The organism is Kitasatospora sp. NPDC088264 (assembly GCF_040685715.1).
GTDB lineage: Bacteria > Actinomycetota > Actinomycetes > Streptomycetales > Streptomycetaceae > Kitasatospora.
Genome location: NZ_JBFBIR010000099.1, coordinates 1 through 19,299, shown reverse-complemented (window position 1 = coordinate 19,299; position 19,299 = coordinate 1). Strand labels below are relative to the sequence as shown.

The following is a 19,299-nucleotide window of genomic DNA, read 5'->3' as shown; positions in this document are numbered from 1 at the left end:
AAGTCCTGCAGACCGGCGGGACCCTGCTGCTGATGTACTGGCAGCTCAAGCACACTGCCCTGGTCCCGGGCTTCCCCGAGTACGCCAACTACGAGTCGACCGCGGAGCAGATCAAGCTCTTCGAGATCAACGTCATCCATGGCCTTCTGCAGACCAAGGCATACGCCACTGCTTGGGAGCAGGGGAATATCAGGCGAGGCACAGCCACTCCGGAGCAAGCCGAAGAACGCATCAACTACCTCCTCACCCGGCAGCAAACCCTGCACCGAACGCCTCCGCCGATTCTGCACGCGGTGCTGGACGAAAGCTGTCTCAGGAGGACCATCGGCGGCCGAGACGTCATGATCGAGCAACTACTCCACCTTGAAAGACTGGCCAGTCAACCCAGGATCTTCATCCAGGTGGCTCCCTACTCTCTCGGCGAGAGCAGGCCGTTCACTCGCGTAGTAACCATGCTGATGCTGCCGACACGCAAAATGATCGCCTACAGCGAGACCGAGCAGCGCGGCTACCTCGACCGCGATACCGAGTCGATCGCAGCCTTGCTCAGGGACTACGATCAACTGCTGGCCGAGGCCAAGAATCAGGCCGACTCAGTAGCTATGATCCGCTCGGTACGGAGGGACCTTGAATGGACGTCAAACTGACTCGCGCTTCCTGGCGCAAGAGCTCCTATAGCGGCAGTGGCGGTCAGTGCGTCGAGGTCGCCGACGGCTTCACCGGACTCATGCCCGTCCGCGACTCCAAAGACCCCGACGGGCCCGTCCTCCTCTTCCCCTCCCCCGCCTGGCAGGCCTTCGTCACCGCCATCCACGCCGGCGAGTTCGACGCCCGGTAGCAGCAACTCCCGGCCCCGCCGCCCCGATCCAGGGCGGCGGGGCCTTCTCAACCCCTCCACCCGGTTCAACCCGCCGCCGTGACCTCAGGGGGTGATGAACTGATGATCTGGCCCAACACCGTCCGGGCGAACGTCAAGACCGGGCACGACCGGGAGGTGTTCGCCGTCTACCCGTACCGCTCGGCCTGCCCGCAGTCGGTCTGGGCGCAGCTGATCGCCGAGGCCCGGTCCGACATCTTCCTCGCCGGCTACACCAGCTACTTCGTCTGGCTGGAGCAGCCCGCCCTGTTGCAGACTCTGCGGCGCAAGGCCGAGAGCGGCTGCCGGGTCCGGTTTCTCCTCGGGGATCCGGTCTCCGACACGACGCGTCAGCGCGAGCAGATCGAGGACGTGGCGCTCACGGTGTCCACCAGGATCAGGGTCGCCCTGGAGAACCTGGCCAAGCTCTCCGGCACCGAGGGCATCGAGGCCCGGTTCAGCGCTCCGGACGACGGCCCGAACCACGTCGGACTCTCCGTCTTCCGCTTCGACGAGCACGCCCTCGTCGCGCCCCACCTCGCCCGCTCCGTCGGCCACGACTCGCCCCTGATGCACCTGCGGCGCAGCGGGGAGAACGGCATGTTCGACCGCTTCGCCGAACACGTCGAAGAACTCTGGTCCCGGGGCAGCGACATCCGTTCCGGCCCGCGCTGACACCTGCGTCTAACCCGGCGCCGGAGTGGGAAGTCATCCCCATCGACTTTCCACTCCGGCCGCAGGAGGCAACCGCGATGGACACCACTTGGCGCAAGAGCAGCTACAGCGGCGGCGGAGGCGAATGCGTCGAGGTCGCCGACGGCTTCACCGGTGTGCAGCCCGTCCGGGACTCCAAGGACCCCGACGGGCCCGTCCTCCTCTTCCCCTCCCCCGCCTGGCGGGCCTTCGTCACCGCCGTCAGCGCGGGTGAGTTCGACGCCCGGTAGCGGCAATTCCTGGGTGGAACAAAGGAACTGTTGGGTACTGGTGACAGCCTCGTCTCGGCCGTCCAGTCGCCCGTGGGGTCCGTGTGGACGCGTGCGTCAGTGGTCGGGGGTGTGGGCAGCGGGGCGGACGGCGTCGGGCAGCAGGTGGAGTTCGTAGGGTGTGTAGCAGTCCGACATCTCGCTTCCGACCACGGCGCCGCAGTGGCAGGCACGGTTGGGTGGGCCGTCGCCGGGGGCTCCGCAGCAGCTGGGTGGCCCGGTCGTTGTTGTGTGCCAGGTGAGGCCGGTCCCGTCCTCGGGGTGCAGGACGAAGGTGTTCCGGGGTCCGGCCGAGACGACGACCGTTCCGTCGAAGTCGCTGATGCACGGGCCGCCGGGGTAGGCGGGGGGCCAGTCGTCCTGGTCCTCGGCAGGGACGAAGGGCGGCCCGTGCGGCTGCGGATCGACGGCGTAGTGGCCACGGGGCATGGTGGGTGGGGCCTGTCGCCGGCCGTTGACGAGCTCGCCCTCGAACAGGTGCCGGGCAGGAACCGCCGGGAGGGGCTCAAGGTCGGCCGTGAGGGCCTCGCCGCAGGCGGCGCAATGAAAAATCGTCATCGCGGTATGTCTACAGCGACGGCCCTCACCTCGCAACGGGATTCCGTTCCCCCGCCGACCGGGGGCTCGTCAGAGGCTCCCCTGGAAGGCGGGTTCGGGGGAACCGGTCGCCGAAAGTCGCCGAAGCGCGAGGAAGCCCTGCCGAACGTGTTCGGCAGGGCTTCCTCTGAGACGGCCCGAGCTTGTGCACCGGTGACGGTGGCTATGCGTTCACCGCCGTCGGGCGCGGGTCAGTCCGAGTAGCGGCGGAAGAACTCACGATCCGGCCAGTCGTCGTCGAAGGACTCGATGAGGCGCTCGTACAGGCGGTGCCGGTTGACGCCCTTCTCCTGCCGGAAGAGGGCTTCGGCGTGGTCGAGCACCTCCTGCCACCGCAGGGCGTGCATGCAGTACTGCATCACCTCCAGGTTCCAGGGGTCGATGTCCTGCATGAGCGCGAGGAACCGCACACGGACCGCCGGCCTGCAGCGCTCCCCTGCGGCGGTGATGTGATCGGCCAGGTCCTCCAGGAGCGGCTCGACCTGGTCCACGCCGTCGGCGATCTGCTGGACCTTCAGCAGAAAGTCGATCTTGTCGAGGACGAGGCCGCAGCCACCGTCGTCAGCAGGGGAATTTGTACTCAACATACTTTCCTGTCGCGTCGAGTCCGACCTTGTTGAAGGCTTCAACGGCTGCGGCTTCGGCGTTGGTCCCGCGGGGCTTGTAGTGGCCGGACTTGTTGTTCACCTCTACCATCCTGCCGCTCTTGAAGCGGACCTCGCCAGCGGCCAGCACCTGTGCGCCCTTGGTGAGTGCGATGTGGCCGTCGCCCCGGCCGATCAGCAGGGTACCGTCGGTCAGAACCACGTACACGTAGTTGCCGGTGCGCGTGCCCACCGTGCCCGGGGCGAAGATCCTGGTCCAGCCGTCCTTGTCCTCCGGGTACAAGTTGTCGAACACCGTCGGGTTGGGGTCGTCGGACGCCGTGCTGTAGACCGGTCCCGAGGTGTTCGCGGCGAACCCGTAGGACGCGCGGAGTCCGGGGGCGCCGGGGACCAGGCAAACCTTGCGGAGGTCGTCCGCAACCTTGGCCTCGGCCTCAAGACCCCGGAGCGTGTCGCGGTCGACGGCGGGGTTGTTGCGAAGCACCTTGAGTGCCTCTTCCGTCCCGGCACCGCTGTCGAGGGTGAGGCGGAACTTGCCGACTGCGTCGGCCACCGAGTTGAAGCCCTTGAGTGCCGCTTCGCTGTAGCCGTTGAGGGTGGCCTGGAGGGCGAGCCTGGCCTCTTCGATGCCGACGCCGGCCTCCAGCGCGAAGCGGAAGGCGATGACGCCCTTGGCGGCCTTGGTCAGGGTGCCGACGGGGGCGACGGTCGCCGCCGCCCAGCCGCAGGACGCGTTCAGGCGGGGGTCGTTGAAGCACTTGACGAAGTCGTCGGTCAGCATGTGGAGGAGCAGCCGGGAGCTGTCCCCGCTCGTGCACACGCCTTCGGAGCCGCAGTAGACCTTGTAGTGCTGGGCGAAGTAGCTGTAGGTGAGCTCGATGGTGGAGTCGTACTGGGCCTTGCCGTCGAGTTGCTGGGTGTTGAGGACGAGAGTGTCCCACTTGCCGTACTTGCCCTTGCAGGCGTCGACGCTGAGCCCGACCTCGGGGCAGGTGCGCATGACGTAGTCGACGGTGCCAGAGATCCTGACCTTGACCGGGACGGTGCAGATCTGCTCCCCGGCGGAGTTCTTGTGCCACGTCTTGGAGTCGCCGAAGAGCCAGCCGCCCAGGGTGCCAGGGTCGTCGGCGATGCACTTGGACATGTCGTCCTTGACGATGTCTGGCTTCACGTCGTCGTGGGGCACGACCTCGACGTAGTACGCCCGGCCACCGTTGTCGCTGCCGCTGCCGTCGCTGCCGTCGTTGCCGGCGGTGCCGGCCGCGGTCTCGGCGGCGGCGGCCTCCGCTTGCTGCTTCTGCCAGACGGCGGCCCAGGCTTCCGCGGCGACCTTGTCGGCTTCGTCGGCGCTCTTGTGTGCGGCTGCGGCACTCGACTGGGCCTGGTCGGCGGCGTTCTTGGCGGTGGCCGCGTACTGGCGGGCCTGGGCCGCGTAGCCGGTGGCCATGGCCGCCGAGGCACTGGCACTGCGTGCTGCGGCGTTGGCGGAGGCGGCGGAGATCTGGGCCTGCTTGGCGTAGCCGGCGGCCTGCTGGGCGGAGGTCTGGCTCTGCTGGGCGGAGGCAGCGGCCTTGCTGGACCAGTCGGCAGCCTGGGCCGCCGACGTGCGGGCCTGGTTGGCGTAGCCGACGGCCTCGTCGGCGGCGCCGCGGGCGGTGGCGTAGGCCTGGGAGGCCTCGGCCGCGTACTGGCGGGCGAGGGCGACCGAGCCGTCGATGGTGGCGAGGTAGGACTGGATGGTGGCGACGTGGGTGGCGGTGACGGCGTCACGCTGCTGGGCCTTGGGCAGGCCCGTCTGCAGGAACGGCATCAAGCGGTCGGCCGGGCCGGAGAGGACGGCCTGGGCCGCGGCCTTCGTTTCAGGCCCACCACTGGTCAGGGCCTGGGAGACCAGGACTCGGTTGTCGTCGTCGCGGGCCTTGAACTGACCAATGGCCAGGAAGGCGCGGACGTCGTCGATCGTGCCGTCCAAGGCCTTGCCCGCGGCCTCCTTCACGCCGGGGCCACCGGCCGTCATGACCTGGGAGAGCAGGACCCTGTCATCGTCGTCCTTGCCCGGGTACTGCCCGGTAGCCAGGAAAGCGCGCACCTGATCGGGGGTGCCCACCGAGGCGGTCTCCGCCGCGAGACGCTTCTCCAGCTTGCCCGGGGCCTGGGAGATCGCCATCACGCTGGTGCGGTCGTCGCGGTCTCGGGCCACCGCCAGGCCGGTGTTCAGGAAGGTCTGGACGGCACTGTCATCGCCCTCCAGAGCGGTCTGGGCGGCGGCCTTGGTCCACGGGCCGCCGGCATCCAGCAGCCGCAGCGCAGCCTGACGGCCCTTGAGGAGCGCGGACTTCGGGTCGACCCCCGCGGCCGTCGCGTCTTTGATCAGCTGTTCGGTTTCGGTGGCGACCTGGGTTGCCTTGCCGGCCTCCCACACGGCGGTCCTGGCCTTCCGGTCCGCTTCGCGGGAAGCCTCGTCTGCGGCAGCCATCTCGACGGCCTGCTGCTCGTCCAGACGCTCCTGGTCGGAGGCGCGGGCGATGTCGGTGACCTTGTGAGCCTGCGTGGCGGAGTTCGCGGCCGAGTCTGCGGCGGCACCGGCCGCGGTGGCGGCGGCCTGCGCGGTGGCGGCCCAGCTTCCGGCGTTGCCAGCATGCTGGGCTGCTTCGTCAGCCGCGGCAGCGGCCGCGTCGGCGTGGTCCGCGGCGGCGGTGGCGGCCCGCTGGGCATCACCGGCCACGGCGGCGGCGTCGCTGGCGATCTTCACGGTAGCGTTCGCCGCGCGGGTGGCTTCGGCCGCGGCACTCTTGGCTCGGGCGGCGGCCTGGCGGGCCCGGTAGGCGGCAGCGTCCGTCACACCCGAGTAGCCAGCCGCCTCGGCGGCGGCCTGGGCGGCGGCGGCAGCGTTGATACCCGCAGAGGCGGCGGCCTGAGCCGCGGCGCGGGCCTGAGTCGCGGCGGTGCCGGCCCACTGGCTGGCCTCAGCCGCAGCACGAGCGTCCACGGCGACATTGCGGGCGGTCACCGCCGCTGCACGCGCCAGGTCAGCCTTTCCCGCATCGCCGGCGGCCCCCGCAGCAGCAGCCAGCGCACGGGATGCGGCATTGCCCGCCTTCGTCGCGGCCGAGGCCGCGGCGGCCGCGGCGTTCGCAGCCTGTCGGGAGGCTTCGTTCGCGGCCTTGGCCGCCGACGAGGCGGTCTGAGCTGAGTCGGCCGCGCGCCCGGCAGCGTCCGCCGCGCGCCCGGCAGCGTCCGACGCCTGACCGGCCGAACCCTGCGCGGCCTTGGTCTCGGTGGCAGCCCGCTCGGCGGCCTCCTTGGCCAGACGGGTCGCGTCCAGTGCCTTACCCGCCGCGTCCTTGGCGGTCCGGGACTGCTCACCCGCCTGGGCGGAGGCATTCTTCGTCAGGTCCGCCAACTGCGCGACGGTCAGCGTCTCCTGGTCGTGGGCTGCCGCGGTCTGGTAGCCGTACTGCAGGAACTGCCGGACATCCTCCATCGTACCGTCCAGCGCGGTGTTCGCGGCCTTCTTCACCTCCGGTCCGCCGGAGGTCATTAGCTGGGAGAGGCGGACGCGGTCGTCGTCTTCCCTCGCCTTGTATTGATCGACGTTCAAAAACCTGGTCACGTCGCCGAAGGAACCGTCCAGAGCCGCGTTGGCCGCGGCCCGCACGCCGGGTCCGCCTGCGGTCATGATCTGCGACAGCAGTACCCGCTGGTCGTCCTCGTAGGCCTTCCTGGCGTCCTTATCGAGGAAGGCCTGTAGGTCTGCCGCCGACCCCTTCAACGCGGCGGTCCCGGCCTCACGCACCCCGGGACCAGAGGTCGCGATCAGCTCCTCGATCCGCGTCCTCAGGTCCTTGTCGGCGGCGGCTGCCTGACCCATCATCAGGAAATTCTTCAGGTCGTCGGCCGAGCCCGTCAGAGCGGTCTCTGCGGCCCCGCGCACCGCGGGTCCCCCGGCCTGCCACGCCGCGACCACCTTCACCCGGTCCGCGTTCGGCCCGGTCGCCAGCGGCACATCGGCCGCCGCCGCCGGGATCACCAGAAGCCCCGTCAACAGGCTGCCGGCCACAAACCCGGCCACCAGCCGCGACCGGGCCCGTGATGTCAAAGACACCCTCATAGATATACGAATCCGTTCTGTGTGGGCGTGCCGGAGCGTCGTGCAACCAGTGGCACGACGTTCGGCGGCCCTGGAAATCGATCAGAAGCGTGGGGTGCGGGATGAAGCACCGCACCACGGCCTGCCGCACCGCCAGGAGGCGTTGCGGCAGGCGATATGCGTCATGTAGCGCCGGCCCAGCTCATGGCGTGTTCCGCCGGGAGCCAGCACGAGCGTGAATCAGCCGGTGATGGCGAAGGTCCAACCGGGCATGCTCTCCCAGGCGAGCCACTGGTTGTTCTGGTAGGTGGCGCGGGACATGGTGCCGTTGGTGCCGGTGGCGAAGAGTTCGAGGGCGTTGGTGTAGGCGTTGTAGGTGGCGGAGGGGGTGCCGGAGAACTTCCAGTCGCTGATGGTGCTCCAGTCGGCCCAGGTCTTGGTCTTGTTGTCCCAGTAGTTGTGGCCGAGTTCGCCGGTGTCGCGGACGGCGAAGAGTTCGACGGCGCCTGCGGCGGGATTGTAGACGGCGGTGGGGGTGCCGTTGAACTGCCAGCCGCCCATGGTGGTGATGTCGGACCAGCGGGCGCCGTTGAGGCTGTAGCTGTGGGCCATCGCGTTGTTGGTGGTGGTGATGAAGACCTCGGCGCTGTTGTTGGCCGGGTTCACGACGGCGGTGGGGCTGCCGGTCACGGCCTGGCCGCCGATGGTGCTCCAGTCGCCCCAGGTCTTGGTCTTGTTGTCCCAGTAGTTGTGGCCGAGTTCGTTCCGGTTGCTGGTGGCGAAGAGTTCGACGGCGTCGGTGGCGGGGTTGTAGAGGGTGGTGGGGGTGCCGGTGAACTGCCAGGTGCCCAGGCCCCGGACGTCGTCCCAGCGGGCGCCGTTGGTGCTGTAGGTGTGGGTCATGTAGCCGTTCGTGTCCAGGGTGAACACCTCGGCGGTCTGGTTCGAGGGGTTGAACACGGCGACCGGGTTGGCCTTGAGCTTGAGGGCGCTGGGGACGACGCTCCAGCCGGCCCACTTCTTGGTGGCCGGGTCCCAGTAGTTGTGGCCGAGTTCGCCGGTCTTGCGGATAGCGAACAGTTCGGTGGCCTTGGTGGCGGGGTTGTAGATCGTGGCGGGGATACCCGTGAACTGCCAGTCCCCCAGGGCCTCCCAGCCGCTGTTCCAGCCCTTGCCCTCGGTGTTGGAGGCGTGGGCGAGGACGCCGTCGGTGCCCAGGGCGAAGATCTCCGCGGTCTTGGAGTCAGGGTTGTACACGGAGTTCACGACTGCGGAGGAGTAATCCACCGCAGTTCCCCATGCAGAAATGGCCTGCTGCACCCAGGGGCCGAGGTCGTCTACACGGCTGGAGGAGGCTCCGATGCGGGTCTCGGTGGAGGGTGTGCCCAGGCAGCCGCCCTGCCAGGAGCGGGATGCAACGCCGACAACCTCCGGGACGCCGTTCGTGGCACGCAGCAGGGGCGCGCCGGCGTCTCCCGGGCAGATGGCGGCTCCGCCGTCGGTCGGCGCAGTGTCCACACTGGTGGCGGTGACGGTACCGATGGCGTGGGTCGTGGCGTGAACCTTGGAGGGGACCCAGTCGGTGGCGGTGCGGCCATACCCGAGTACCCGCAGGCCCTCTCCAGTCACCGGGGCGGTGGTGGCGAGAGCGGCGGGCTTGATGTCCGTCACGGGGGTGGCAAGACGGGCCATGGCTAGGTCGCGATCGCCACGGGAAACGAGCTGGGCAATGGCGACCGACTTACCACCGATGGTGGCACTGCTCGGGACCGGGGGTGCTCCAGCGACGACGGCCGCCGGGTCGCTGGCGAAGCAGCCTGTCGAGGTGAGGAGCCAGTAGCGGTCGACGAGGGTGGCAGTGCAGGACCGCGAGTCCACGCTGCGTCCGGGCTGCCCGACCGTCACGGTGCCGACCGCCGGGTACTCGCCAGTGGAGGTCGGCACGCCCGGTCCGTCGGTGGCGTTGAGTTCGAGCAGCGTCGTCGCATCGGCAGACGCACCCTCTCCCAGCCCCGTCCACTTGTTCTTGGGAACGTCGAAGGTGGTGATCCTGCCAGCGGTGTTCAGCGTGGCCTTGACCGTGTGGGCATCGCCCCGGATGTCGTAGACCTTAGGGATCTCCATCGCCAGGTAACCGGTGGGTCCGGTGATCGTGAAGCAGACCTGGCTGGGAGTGGTCGCTCGGCTGAGCAGTTGGAAAAGACCGGGACCTGAGGCGCAGTCGGCGAGCTGGATGTGTCCGTCGCCCGCCTTCAGGGTGATCTTCCGGTCCGCGAGGATTTTCTCGGCGTCCGGATAGGAGAAACTCTCCACCGCCACCGGCGGCGTGGCCTCCGGTGACGCGGCCGTAGCCGGCATCGAACCGGCCATCAGGGGTATCGCCAAGGCCACGCCGAGCGGCCAGGCCAGTCTTCTCACCGTACGCACAAGGACTCCCCAAAGAGACGCGCCGGGGGAGGCATACCAGCATCCCCCGAGCTGGCAAAGAAAAGATCAAGCGGACGCTATCGGCTGAAATCCGCGCACGTCAAAGCCATTAGCCGCGCTGCCAACTGGCCTCTGACCCGGAGTCAATCCCCCAGTGGCCGAACAAAACCGAACCTTCCGGAATAGTCCTCGCCTAAAGCGGATATTCCGGATGAATTCGGGCGAGAACCATCCTTTCACAGTCCGGCCACGCTTCATCCCCATAGCGTCGAGCCAGGGCCAGGAGGCGCCAACGCCCCTGCGGGGCGGGCGGGAGCGGCGGCACGCCTGGCGTCCACGGCAGCGCCGGGGACACGGCGAAGGTGGAGGCGGACAGGCGCGCGCGGGATGACCCCGGTCCGGCCGCGGGCCCTACGCGGACGGCGCGCCCGTGTCCGCGTCCGCGGCGGGGGTGGTGGTCAGGCGGTGGCGGGCCGCGGTGAGGAGTTCGTCGGACAGGGCGGGGTCCTCGCTGGCGCGGGCCAGGAGGAGGGCTCCGACCATGGTGGACAGGTCGGCGAGGGCGCTCTCGCGGTCGGCGGCGTCGGGCAGGTGCTGGAAGCCGTCGGCCAGGTCGCGCAGTCCGGCGGTGAAGGCGGTGCGCAGCGGGGAGCCGGGTTCGGCGCGGGCCGCGTCGGCGGCCAGGGCTGCGGCGGCGCAGCCCTGGCCGGGGTTGTCGCGGTGGGGGGTGGAGAGGTAGCGGGCGAGGAACTCGGCGCGGGGGGTGGGGTGTTGGGCGGCGGCCGGGTCGGGGGTGGGGTCGTCGGCGAGGCGGTCCATGGCTTCGCGGCGTTCGGTGAAGGCGGCTGTGAGGGCTTGGGCGACGAGGTCGTCCTTGGAGGTGAAGTGCCGGTAGAAGCCGCCGTGCGTCAGGCCTGCGGCGGCCATCGCCTGGGGGACGCTGACCTGGTCGGAGCCCTGCTCCCGGATCAGTCTGGCGGTGTGGTCGATCACCTCCTGGCGGTGGCGTTCGGCCTCGGCCCGTGACACGCGGGGCATGCCTGCGTTCCTTTCCTCGTCCTGCGGTGGTGGTGGTCCTACTTTCCCATCCGGGCTTCCCCATCCAGTTTAGATGATGATAATAATCTAAACGTTGCGGTGCTCCGGCTACGGGCGCCGCCTTCCGAGAGCGAGGAACACGCACATGACCGTGATCGACGGCTCCACCGCCCTGGTCACCGGAGGCCTGCGCGGCCTCGGCCGGGCGTTCGTCGGGGAACTGCTGGCGCGCGGCGCGAAGAAGGTCTACGCCACCGCCCGCACCCCCGTGCCCAGCGAGGACGGGCGGGTGGAGGTCCTCGCCCTGGACGTCACCGACGACGCCTCGGTGGCCGCCCTGGCCGAGCGCGTCCAGGACGTCGACCTCGTCTTCAACAACGCCGGCGTCCTGTACCCGGGAGCGCTGCTCACCGGCGACCTGCGGCAGGTCCAGGCGACCTTCGACACCAACGTCCTGGGCCCGCTGCGCATCGCCCGGGCCTTCGCGCCGGTGCTGGCGGCCCGTGGCGGCGGAGCGCTGGTCGACATCCACTCCGCGCTGTCCTGGGGCGCGGGCGCCGGCGCCTACGGCGCCTCCAAGGCCGCCCTGTGGTCCCTGACCAACTCCCTGCGCCTGGAGCTCGCCGCCCAGGGCACCCAGGTCGTCGGCGTGCACCTGGGCTTCGCGGACACCGAGATGGTGGCGGCCCTGCCCGTCGACAAGATCCCGGCCGCCGAGGTGGCCCGCATCGTCCTGGACGGCGTCGAGCGCGGCGATCGCGAAGTCCTCGTCGACGACCTCACCCGGGCGCTCAAGTCCGCGCTCCCCGGCCCGGTGGAGGGCCTCACCATCCCCATCCGCCGCTGAACCGCACCCCGCCGAAACCCGTCGAAACCCGCCGGCCACCGCCGGCCGACACCGAGGAGAACACCCATGCCCCTGTGGCACGTCTACCACCCTCCCGGCACCTACACCCCCGGGCAGAAGCAGCAGCTCGCCGCCGACATCACCGGGTTCTACACCCGCTTCGGGCTGCCGAAGTTCTACGTGATGACGCTCTTCCACGAGATCGGCGCCGACTCCTTCCACGTGGGCGACCAGCCCGCGCACGACGCGGTGCGGATCGTGGTCGAGCACATCGCCCGGCACACCGAGGACCCCGACCTGCGCAAGCGCACCCGGGAGGCCCTCGCCGCCCTCCTCGCGCCCCACACCACCGGGCGCGGCCTGTACTGCGAATTCCACATCGACGAGACGCCCCGGGACCTGTGGATGATCAACGGGATCGCCCCGCCCCCGTCCCAGAGCGAGGCCGAACAGCTGTGGGCCCGCGAGAACCGCCCGATCCCCTACTGATTCCCTGCTGACCTCCTGCTGACCTCCTGCCGATCCCCTTCCGACCTCCTGCCGACCTCCTGTCGACGGACGCCCCGGCACGGCGCCGCCACGAGAAGTCGGACAGGTCGACTTCCCACTCCAGGACCCACCGCCCCGGCACCCCGCGAGCGGTGGGTCCTGGCGGATCCAGGCAGGTTCAGGCAGGTTCAGCCGTCGAGGGCGGCGGGCGCACCGGCGAGGAGGGCGTCGAGCAGGCCGGGGAAGCGGGCGTCGAGGTCGGTGCGGCGCAGGCTGACGAAGCGGTTGCGCCCGGCGACGCGGGTGGTGGTGACGCCGGCCTCGCGCAGGACGCGCATGTGGTGGGAGACGGTCGACTTGTGGAGGTGGTCCAGGCCCAGGTCGCGGGGGGCGCAGGAGTGTTCGGCGCCGTCGGCGTAGCTGAGCAGCAGGGTCATCCGGACGGGGTCGCCGAGGGCGTGCAGGACCGTGACGAGGTCGATGTCGGCGGTGGCGGGCTGGGGCAGCCGCTCGTCTTCGGTCATGGCGCGTGGTCCTCGTCGGCTGGACATTGGTTTGACAATCATCCACCCATCCCTAGTGTTTGACGAGCGTCAAACTGTTGCCCTATCGTCAAACAATCGGGGGGCTTTCCCATGCCCGTACGCCTGCTCCTGCTCGCCCTCGGCACCTTCGCCATGGGCACCGACTCGATGGTCGTCGCCGGCATCCTCGGCCCGATCGCCGCCGACCTGGGGGTGTCCGTGCCGGCCGCGGGCCAGCTGGTCACCGTCTTCGCGCTCGGCTACGCGCTGCTGGCCCCGGTGCTGGCCGCGCTCACCGCCCGCTGGCCGCGCCGGCGGCTGCTGCTGACCGCGCTCGCGGTGTTCAGCGCGGCCAACGCGCTCAGCGCGCTCGCCCCCGGCTACGGCCTGCTGCTGGCCACCCGGGTCCTGGCGGCGGCCGGGGCCGCGCTGTACACGCCGACCGCCAACGCGGTGGCCACCACCCTGGTCGCCCCCGAGCGGCGCGGACGGGCGCTGGCCACCGTGCTGGGCGGGATGACGGTGGCCACCGCGCTGGGCGTACCGCTGGGCACCTGGGTGGGGCGCGGCGACTGGCGGATGACGATGTGGCTGGTCACCGCGTTGGGCGTGGCGGCGCTGGCGGGGCTGGCGCTGCTGCTGCGCGACCTGCCGGCGCCGGTGGCGGCGCCGGGGCTGCGGGCGCGCCTGGCCCCGCTGGGGCAGCGGCGGGTGCTGGGGGCGGCGGCCACCACGCTGGCGTTCTTCCTGGCCTTCCAGTGCGTCTACATCTACCTGGCCACCGCCGTCTCGGGGGCGACCGGGGGCGACGCGGACCGGCTGAGCCTGGTGCTGCTGACGGCGGGCGTGATGTCGGTGGCGGGCAGCTGGCTGGGCGGGCGCCTGGTGGACCGGGTCGGGGTGCGGCGGGTGCTGCTCACCGGCTCGACGGTGGCGGCGGGCGCGTTCGCCGCGCTGCCGTGGCTGGGGCGCAGCATGCCGGGGGCGCTGGTGTACGCGGCGGTGGTGCCGCTGGCGGGGTGGGCGGTGTCGGTGGCGCTGCCGCACCGGCTGGCGTCGATCGATCCGGGGAACGCGCCGCTGCTGATCTCGCTGAACAGCAGTGCGCTGTACCTGGGGACGGCGGCCGGGGGTATGGCGGGCAGTGCGGCGATCGCGGTGCTGGGCGGGCGGTGGTTCCCGTTCGCGGCGGCGGGGCTGGCGCTGGTGGCGGCGGTGACGGCGGCGGCGACCACGCGGGACGCGCGGGCGGGTGCGCCGACGGAGGAGGAGGCGACGGTGCCGGCGCCGGCACCGGCACCGGCGCCGTCGCGGTCCTGATCCTCGGGCGGGCGGGGTTCAGCGGGCGGGGTCTCAGCGGGCGGAGCCGAGGTTGCGGTCGGCCTCGGCTCCGGCGAGCAGCAGGGTGGTCTCCTCGATGCGGCGCAGGCGCCCGCAGGGGCCGTACTGGCCGAAGAGGTAGACCTCCATGGAGACCTGGGTCCCGTCGGTCTTGAGGACGTCGACGGTGTGCCGGGTGGCGGTGCGGTCGCCGTCGTGGAGTTCCTCGTGGACCTCGACGCGGCCGGAGGCGACCACGGCGCGCAGGTGGCGGATGTGGTCGGTGAAGGCGGCGCGGTCGTCCCAGCGGCCGTCGGTGCGCTGGCGGTAGTCGGGGGTGAAGTGGCGCTCGACGGCGGTCTCCAGGTCGAGGCCGGGGGTGAAGAGCAGGTCGTCGAGGGCGGCGGCGATGGTGGTGCGGGGGGCGGTGGCGGGCATGGGGGTTCCCTTCTCGGAATCCGACAATGCGTGCGTGGCGCACGCTTCATGGGATGAGCGTACCCCAGGAATGCGTGCGTCGCGCACGCTATGATCGGGGGGTGGACCACTCCCCCGAAATCCCCGACCCCGGCCCCGACCCCGGCCCCGTTCCTGAAACTGCCTCCGGCCTCGGGGACGCCGTCGCCCAGGCCCTGGCCGTCCTGCTGCGCCGCCCCGCCCGCGCCGCGCTCTACCGGCGCCTGACCGAGGGCCTGGGCGAGGCGGTGGACGAGGTCACCTACCCCGTGCTCTCCGGCCTGGCCCGCACCGGGGCGCGCAGCGCCGCCGACCTGGCCGCCGAGATCGGCCTGGACCGCTCCGGGGTCAGCCGCCGGGCCACCCGTCTGGAGGAGGCCGGGCTGCTGCGCCGCGCGGCCGACCCGCGCGACCAGCGCGCCACCCTGCTGACGCTGACCGGTGCGGGCGAGCGCACCGTGGCGGTGATGCGCCGGCGCCTGGCCGGCGGCATCGAGGAGGCGCTCGCCTCCTGGCCGCCCGGGGAGGCCGAGGCGTTCGCCCGGTCGCTGCGGCGCTTCACCGAGCAGGGCCCGTTCGGCTGAGCACGGGGCGAAGGGACGGCGGAGCAACGGGGCCAAGGGGCGCACGGGGCGGCGGGGTTAAGGGGCGACGGGGCGCGCGGGACAGCGCCTCCGGGAAGGACGGGCCCGGAAAACGCGGGTGCCCCGGGCCGGGGAACCGGTCCGGGGCACCCGCGGGCGCGGGATCAGGCGCCGAGGACCTCGCCGACCAGGGCGCGGGCCTCCTCCTGCACCCGGGCCAGGTGGCCGGTGCCGAGGAAGGACTCGGCGTAGATCTTGTAGACGTCCTCGGTGCCCGAGGGGCGGGCCGCGAACCAGGCGTTGTCGGTGCACACCTTGATGCCGCCGATCGGTGCCCCGTTGCCGGGCGCCTCGGCCAGCACCGCGGTCACCGCCTCGCCGGCCAGCTCGCCCGCGGTGACCTGCTGCGGGGAGAGCCGGGCCAGGCGCGCCTTCTGCTCGCGGTCGGCCGGGGCGTCCACGCGGGCGTAGGCGGGGGCGCCGTGGCGCTCGGTCAGCTCGCGGTAGTAGGCGCTGGGGGTGGCGCCGGTGACGGCGGTGATCTCGGAGGCCAGCAGGGCCAGCAGGATGCCGTCCTTGTCGGTGGTCCACACCCCGCCGTCGCGGCGCAGGAACGAGGCGCCGGCCGACTCCTCGCCGCCGAAGGCGATCGAGCCCTCCGCCAGCCCGTCGACGAACCACTTGAAGCCCACCGGCACCTCGACCAGTTCGCGCTTGAGGTCGGCGGCGACCCGGTCCAGCATCGAGGAGGACACCAGCGTCTTGCCGACCGCGGCGTCGACGGGCCAGTCCGCGCGGTGGCGGTACAGGTAGTCGACGGCCACCGCCAGGTAGTGGTTGGGGTTCATCAGGCCGCCGTCGGGGGTGACGATGCCGTGCCGGTCGGCGTCCGCGTCGTTGCCGGTGGCGATGGCGTACTCGTCCTTGCGGCCGATCAGGGAGGCCATCGCGGACGGCGAGGAGCAGTCCATGCGGATCTTGCCGTCCCAGTCCAGCGTCATGAACCGCCAGGTCGGGTCGGTGACCGGGTTGACCACCGTCAGGTCCAGGCGGTGCGTCTCGGCGATGCGCGCCCAGTACGCCACCGACGCCCCGCCCAGCGGGTCCGCGCCGATGCGCAGCCCGGCCGCGCGCACCGCGTCCAGGTCGAGCACGGCGGGCAGGTCCTCGACGTAGGTGCCCAGGTAGTCGTGGCGCCCGGTGGTCGCCGCCGCCAGCGCCCGCGCGTACGGGACGCGCTTGACGCCGCGCAGGCCCTCGCGGATCAGCTCGTTGGCGCGGTCCTGGATCCAGCCGGTGGCCTGCGAGCCGGCCGGGCCGCCGCTGGGCGGGTTGTACTTGAAGCCGCCGTCGCGCGGCGGGTTGTGCGAGGGGGTGACGACGATGCCGTCCGCCAGCGCCCGGGGGCTGCGCCGGTTGTGGGCCAGGATCGCGTGCGAGACCGCGGGCGTGGGGGTGTAGCCGTCGGCCGCGTCCAGCAGCACCTGGACGCCGTTGGCGGCCAGCACCTCCACCGCCGTCACCTTCGCCGGCTCCGAGAGCGCGTGCGTGTCGGCGCCCAGGAACAGCGGTCCGGCGATGCCCTGTTGGGCCCGGTACTCGCAGATCGCCTGCGTGGTCGCGGCGATGTGGTCCTCGTTGAACGCGGCGTCCAGCGAGGACCCGCGGTGGCCCGAGGTGCCGAACGCCACCCGCTGGCCGACCTCCTGAGGGTCCGGGTTCAGCGCGTAGTACGCCGTCACCAGCCGCGCCACATCCACCAGGTCATCCGGCTGCGCCAACTGCCCGGCCCGTGCGTGTGCCATCCGTCTTCTCCCGCCAACTTCCCGTACGCGTCCTTGCCCCGTGCCACCGATCGTAGCCAGAACGCGACCGTGCCCCGAACCGCGAGGCGGGGCGGGGCACGGCGGGGCCGGGGTTCAGGGGCCGGGGTTCAGGCGGGCAGTTGCTGGCGGTAGGCGTCCAGGGCGGGCGCGGTGGTGGTGGCGAGGAACTCGGTCACCGTGTAGGCGACCAGGCCCTCGCGGGCGAAGGGGTCGGTGCGGGTCAGCTCCTCGACCGCGGCGCGGTCCTCGCCCAGCGCGATGATCACCCCGCCCTCGCGCGGCACCTTGCGGCCCGAGGCGAGGAACGTACCGGCCTCGTAATGCCCGCGCAGCCACTCCACGTGCTGCGGCAGGGCGGCGTCGATGCGCTCCAGCGGGGCGGTGTACGTCAGCTCAAGTACGAACATGCGACCAGGCTAGCCCCGCACGGCAGGGGCCTCGCGGCCGGGGCTCGCGGCGTGTACCGAACCCCATTGTGCCAGTTCAGCGGGGGGTTGCGGTAGGACGCAGAGCACCCGGATCACGCCTTGCCGGGCGGCGGGCGCAGCCCGCAGACTCGTCCGCATCCACTCCTTCGGCCACGCGCCGGCCCCCTGCCCAGGGCGGCCGGGGCGCGCGCCGTGCTGCGCACGGGCCGTACGGCGCCGGGGGCGGTGGGCGGTGAACGGACGAAGGGGGACGCGAGGATGACAGTGCACAGGGACGTGACGCACAAGGACGTGGCACGCAGGGACGTGGCGCACAGGGACCTGGTGCTCAAGGCGCGGGTGCGGCTGCTGAGCCACAACGAGTGGGTCCTGGACGCCCCGGAGGGGCTGTGGGTGTACCGGGCGCTGTTCCCGGTCAGCCCGCGCGTGTACGCCTACAAGCTCGCCCACGTGCTGTGGACGGCGGCCGACTCGCCGCGGGTGGCGCACCTGCCCGAGGCGCGGCGGGCGCTGCTGGAGGAGGCGCGGGCCGCCTGCGCGCACATCCCCGCCGGCGCCCCGGCCCACCAGGTGCGGATGCGGGAGTACGTCGCGGCCGCGCTGGCGGGGCTGGAGCGGGAGCAGCAGGAGGGGCGTGCGGGGAGGTAGGTGGTCGCGGGGTGGTTGCGGTACAACAATCCCTATTTGACGACTGATCGGAGAAGTTCTCGTATGAGCAGTTCAGGTCTGTCCCGCCGCGCACTGATCGCCGGCGCCGGCGCCGCCGTCGTCGGCTGGAACACCGCCGCCCGCGCCTGGGCCGCCGAGCCGGGCGAGAACGTGGATCAACTGCCCGCCCTGGACGGCACGGTGGCCCTGCGGGGCGCCGAGGTGGAACGGTTCTCCTCCGACTTCGGGCACCTGGTCACCGCCTCGCCCCGCGCGGTGCTGCGCCCGGCCTCGGTGCGCGACGTGCAGAAGGTGGTGGCCTTCGCCCGGCGCCACCGCATCCCGGTGGCGGTCAACGGGCAGAGCGGCGACCAGGCGGTCGTCGGCGACGGCGGGCTGGAGTCGCACTCCAGCTACGGCCAGGCCAACCCCCGCGGCGGCATCGCGATCGACGCGCGGGGGCTGTCGCGGATCGTCTCCGTCGAACCCGGGCTCGCCGTGGTGGAGGCGGGCGCCACCTGGGCGCAGCTGACGGACGCGGCGCTGGCGGCGGGCTGGATGCCGCCGTGTCTGACGGACTACCTGCACCTGTCGGTGGGCGGGACGCTGAGCGTGGGCGGCATCGGCGGGGCGGTGCAGCGCCACGGGCTGCAGGCGGACACCGTACGGTCGCTGGACGTGGTGACCGGCACCGGCGAGCTGGTGACGGCCTCGCGCGAGCACAACCGGGAGCTGTTCGAGGCCGTGCTGGCCGGCGGCGGGCAGGTGGGGATCATCGTGCGGGCCACGCTCGCCCTGGTGCCGGCGCGCGAGCGCGCCACCGTGTTCACCCTGGCCTACGACGACGCGGACCTCTACCGCGCGGACCAGGAGAAGGTGCTGGCCCAGGGCCGCTTCGACCTCCAGGTCGGCAACGTGGTGCGCAGCGCGGACGGGCAGCGGTGGCGCTACACGGCGGAGCTGGTGGCCTACGGGGACGCGGGGCGGGCGGTGGACCGGGAGGCGCTGCTGGCGGGGCTGCACGGGGTGCCGGGCGAGACGACGGTGGTGGAGCAGAGCTGGCGCGAGTACGCGTTCCGGGTGGACGCGTTCGCGGGGTACCTGCGCGCGGCCGGGTTCTGGGGGCTGGCGAAGCCGTGGCTGAGCCTGTTCCTGCCCGCCTCGACGGTGGGGGTGTTCATGCGCGAGGCGACCGCGCTGCTGACGGCGGCCGACCTGGGGGCGGGGCTGCTGCTGTTCTACCCGTACGCGCGGGCGCGGGTGGGGGCGCCGCTGGCGGTGCTGCCGCAGGAGCCGGTGGGCTGGCACTTCGACCTGCTGGCGTTCCCGGCGCCGGGGGCGGACACGGCGGCGATGCTGGAGCGCAACCGGCGGCTGTACGACCGGGCGGTGGCGCTGGGCGGCAAGCGCTACCTGATCGGGGCGGTGCCGGGGATGACGGGGGCGGACTGGCGGCGCCACTACGGCGGTCTGTGGGAGCGGGTGGCAGGCGGGTCAGGCGGGTCAGGCGGGGCGACCGTCTCAGGTGGTGCCGCCGACCACCGCGTCGCCCGCCGGGGCGGCCGGGGCCGCGCCGGGCCT

Annotated in this window: 19 protein-coding genes; 10 read left to right on the top strand and 9 right to left on the bottom strand. The window is 71.8% G+C overall.

Annotation, left to right across the window (positions count from 1 at the left end):
• The 4 genes from AB0O82_RS37065 to AB0O82_RS37050 all read left to right on the top strand — a co-directional run.
• Positions 1–647, top strand: a 647-nt coding sequence (locus tag AB0O82_RS37065; RefSeq protein WP_363589199.1) for a DUF5753 domain-containing protein, incomplete at its 5' end; no start/stop codon positions are given.
• Entirely contained in the window at positions 632–838 is a 207-nt protein-coding gene (locus tag AB0O82_RS37060; RefSeq protein WP_363589197.1) for a DUF397 domain-containing protein, read from the top strand. The genes AB0O82_RS37065 and AB0O82_RS37060, both read left to right, overlap by 16 nt.
• A gap of 102 nt (positions 839–940) precedes the next feature.
• A complete protein-coding gene (locus AB0O82_RS37055; RefSeq protein ID WP_363589195.1) occupies positions 941–1,531 on the top strand; it encodes a DUF5919 domain-containing protein in 591 nt (196 codons plus the stop codon).
• 77 nt (positions 1,532–1,608) lie between these two features.
• Complete coding sequence (locus AB0O82_RS37050; protein WP_363589193.1) at positions 1,609–1,800, top strand: DUF397 domain-containing protein; 192 nt, start codon at positions 1,609–1,611, stop codon at positions 1,798–1,800.
• A gap of 96 nt (positions 1,801–1,896) precedes the next feature.
• Here AB0O82_RS37050 and AB0O82_RS37045 read toward each other — a convergent pair whose 3' ends face one another.
• The 5 genes from AB0O82_RS37045 to AB0O82_RS37025 form a co-directional block, all read right to left on the bottom strand.
• Positions 1,897–2,397: a hypothetical protein gene (locus tag AB0O82_RS37045; protein ID WP_363589191.1), complete on the bottom strand. Its 501-nt coding sequence runs from the start codon at positions 2,395–2,397 to the stop codon at positions 1,897–1,899.
• Positions 2,398–2,627: 230 nt separating this feature from the next.
• The gene (locus AB0O82_RS37040) at positions 2,628–3,020 is read right to left on the bottom strand and encodes a hypothetical protein (protein WP_363589189.1); all 393 of its coding nucleotides are present in this window, start codon (positions 3,018–3,020) and stop codon (positions 2,628–2,630) included.
• Positions 2,998–7,152, bottom strand: a complete 4,155-nt coding sequence (locus AB0O82_RS37035; RefSeq protein ID WP_363589187.1) for an ALF repeat-containing protein — start codon at positions 7,150–7,152, stop codon at positions 2,998–3,000. Before AB0O82_RS37035 ends, AB0O82_RS37040 begins: the two co-directional genes overlap by 23 nt.
• A gap of 219 nt (positions 7,153–7,371) precedes the next feature.
• A complete protein-coding gene (locus AB0O82_RS37030; RefSeq protein ID WP_363589185.1) occupies positions 7,372–9,450 on the bottom strand; it encodes a trypsin-like serine protease in 2,079 nt (692 codons plus the stop codon).
• Between the two features lie 519 nt (positions 9,451–9,969).
• Positions 9,970–10,596 (bottom strand): TetR/AcrR family transcriptional regulator, encoded by a 627-nt coding sequence (locus AB0O82_RS37025; protein ID WP_363589183.1) that lies wholly within the window; start codon positions 10,594–10,596, stop codon positions 9,970–9,972.
• Between the two features lie 145 nt (positions 10,597–10,741).
• Between AB0O82_RS37025 and AB0O82_RS37020 the strand changes: the two genes are divergently transcribed.
• Together AB0O82_RS37020 and AB0O82_RS37015 are read left to right on the top strand one after the other, a co-directional pair.
• The gene (locus tag AB0O82_RS37020) at positions 10,742–11,443 is read left to right on the top strand and encodes an SDR family oxidoreductase (protein ID WP_363589182.1); all 702 of its coding nucleotides are present in this window, start codon (positions 10,742–10,744) and stop codon (positions 11,441–11,443) included.
• A gap of 66 nt (positions 11,444–11,509) precedes the next feature.
• Positions 11,510–11,932: a tautomerase family protein gene (locus AB0O82_RS37015; protein ID WP_363589180.1), complete on the top strand. Its 423-nt coding sequence runs from the start codon at positions 11,510–11,512 to the stop codon at positions 11,930–11,932.
• Between the two features lie 188 nt (positions 11,933–12,120).
• On the opposite strand, the gene AB0O82_RS37010 is transcribed toward AB0O82_RS37015, so the two are convergent.
• Complete coding sequence (locus AB0O82_RS37010) at positions 12,121–12,456, bottom strand: transcriptional regulator (RefSeq protein WP_363589178.1); 336 nt, start codon at positions 12,454–12,456, stop codon at positions 12,121–12,123.
• A gap of 111 nt (positions 12,457–12,567) precedes the next feature.
• Here AB0O82_RS37010 and AB0O82_RS37005 point away from each other — a divergent pair, with 111 nt between their 5' ends.
• A complete protein-coding gene (locus AB0O82_RS37005) occupies positions 12,568–13,776 on the top strand; it encodes an MFS transporter (RefSeq protein ID WP_363589176.1) in 1,209 nt (402 codons plus the stop codon).
• A gap of 33 nt (positions 13,777–13,809) precedes the next feature.
• Here the strand turns inward: AB0O82_RS37005 and AB0O82_RS37000 are convergent, their stop codons facing one another.
• Entirely contained in the window at positions 13,810–14,214 is a 405-nt protein-coding gene (locus AB0O82_RS37000) for a nuclear transport factor 2 family protein (protein WP_363589174.1), read from the bottom strand.
• A gap of 194 nt (positions 14,215–14,408) precedes the next feature.
• On the opposite strand from AB0O82_RS37000, the gene AB0O82_RS36995 reads away from it, so the two are divergent.
• Complete coding sequence (locus AB0O82_RS36995) at positions 14,409–14,816, top strand: MarR family transcriptional regulator (RefSeq protein WP_363589201.1); 408 nt, start codon at positions 14,409–14,411, stop codon at positions 14,814–14,816.
• Between the two features lie 164 nt (positions 14,817–14,980).
• On the opposite strand, the gene pgm is transcribed toward AB0O82_RS36995, so the two are convergent.
• Together pgm and AB0O82_RS36985 are read right to left on the bottom strand one after the other, a co-directional pair.
• Positions 14,981–16,621 carry a phosphoglucomutase (alpha-D-glucose-1,6-bisphosphate-dependent) gene (gene pgm / locus AB0O82_RS36990; protein WP_363589172.1) on the bottom strand — a complete coding sequence of 547 codons (1,641 nt, stop codon included), beginning with the start codon at positions 16,619–16,621 and terminating at the stop codon, positions 14,981–14,983.
• Positions 16,622–16,749: 128 nt separating this feature from the next.
• On the bottom strand, positions 16,750–17,049 hold the full coding sequence (locus AB0O82_RS36985; RefSeq protein WP_063352966.1) for a YciI family protein: 300 nt from the start codon (positions 17,047–17,049) through the stop codon (positions 16,750–16,752).
• 279 nt (positions 17,050–17,328) lie between these two features.
• Between AB0O82_RS36985 and AB0O82_RS36980 the strand changes: the two genes are divergently transcribed.
• Positions 17,329–17,718: a hypothetical protein gene (locus AB0O82_RS36980; protein ID WP_363589170.1), complete on the top strand. Its 390-nt coding sequence runs from the start codon at positions 17,329–17,331 to the stop codon at positions 17,716–17,718.
• Positions 17,719–17,781: 63 nt separating this feature from the next.
• The coding region (locus tag AB0O82_RS36975; protein WP_363589168.1) for an FAD-binding protein at positions 17,782–19,299 on the top strand (1,518 nt) is incomplete at its 3' end.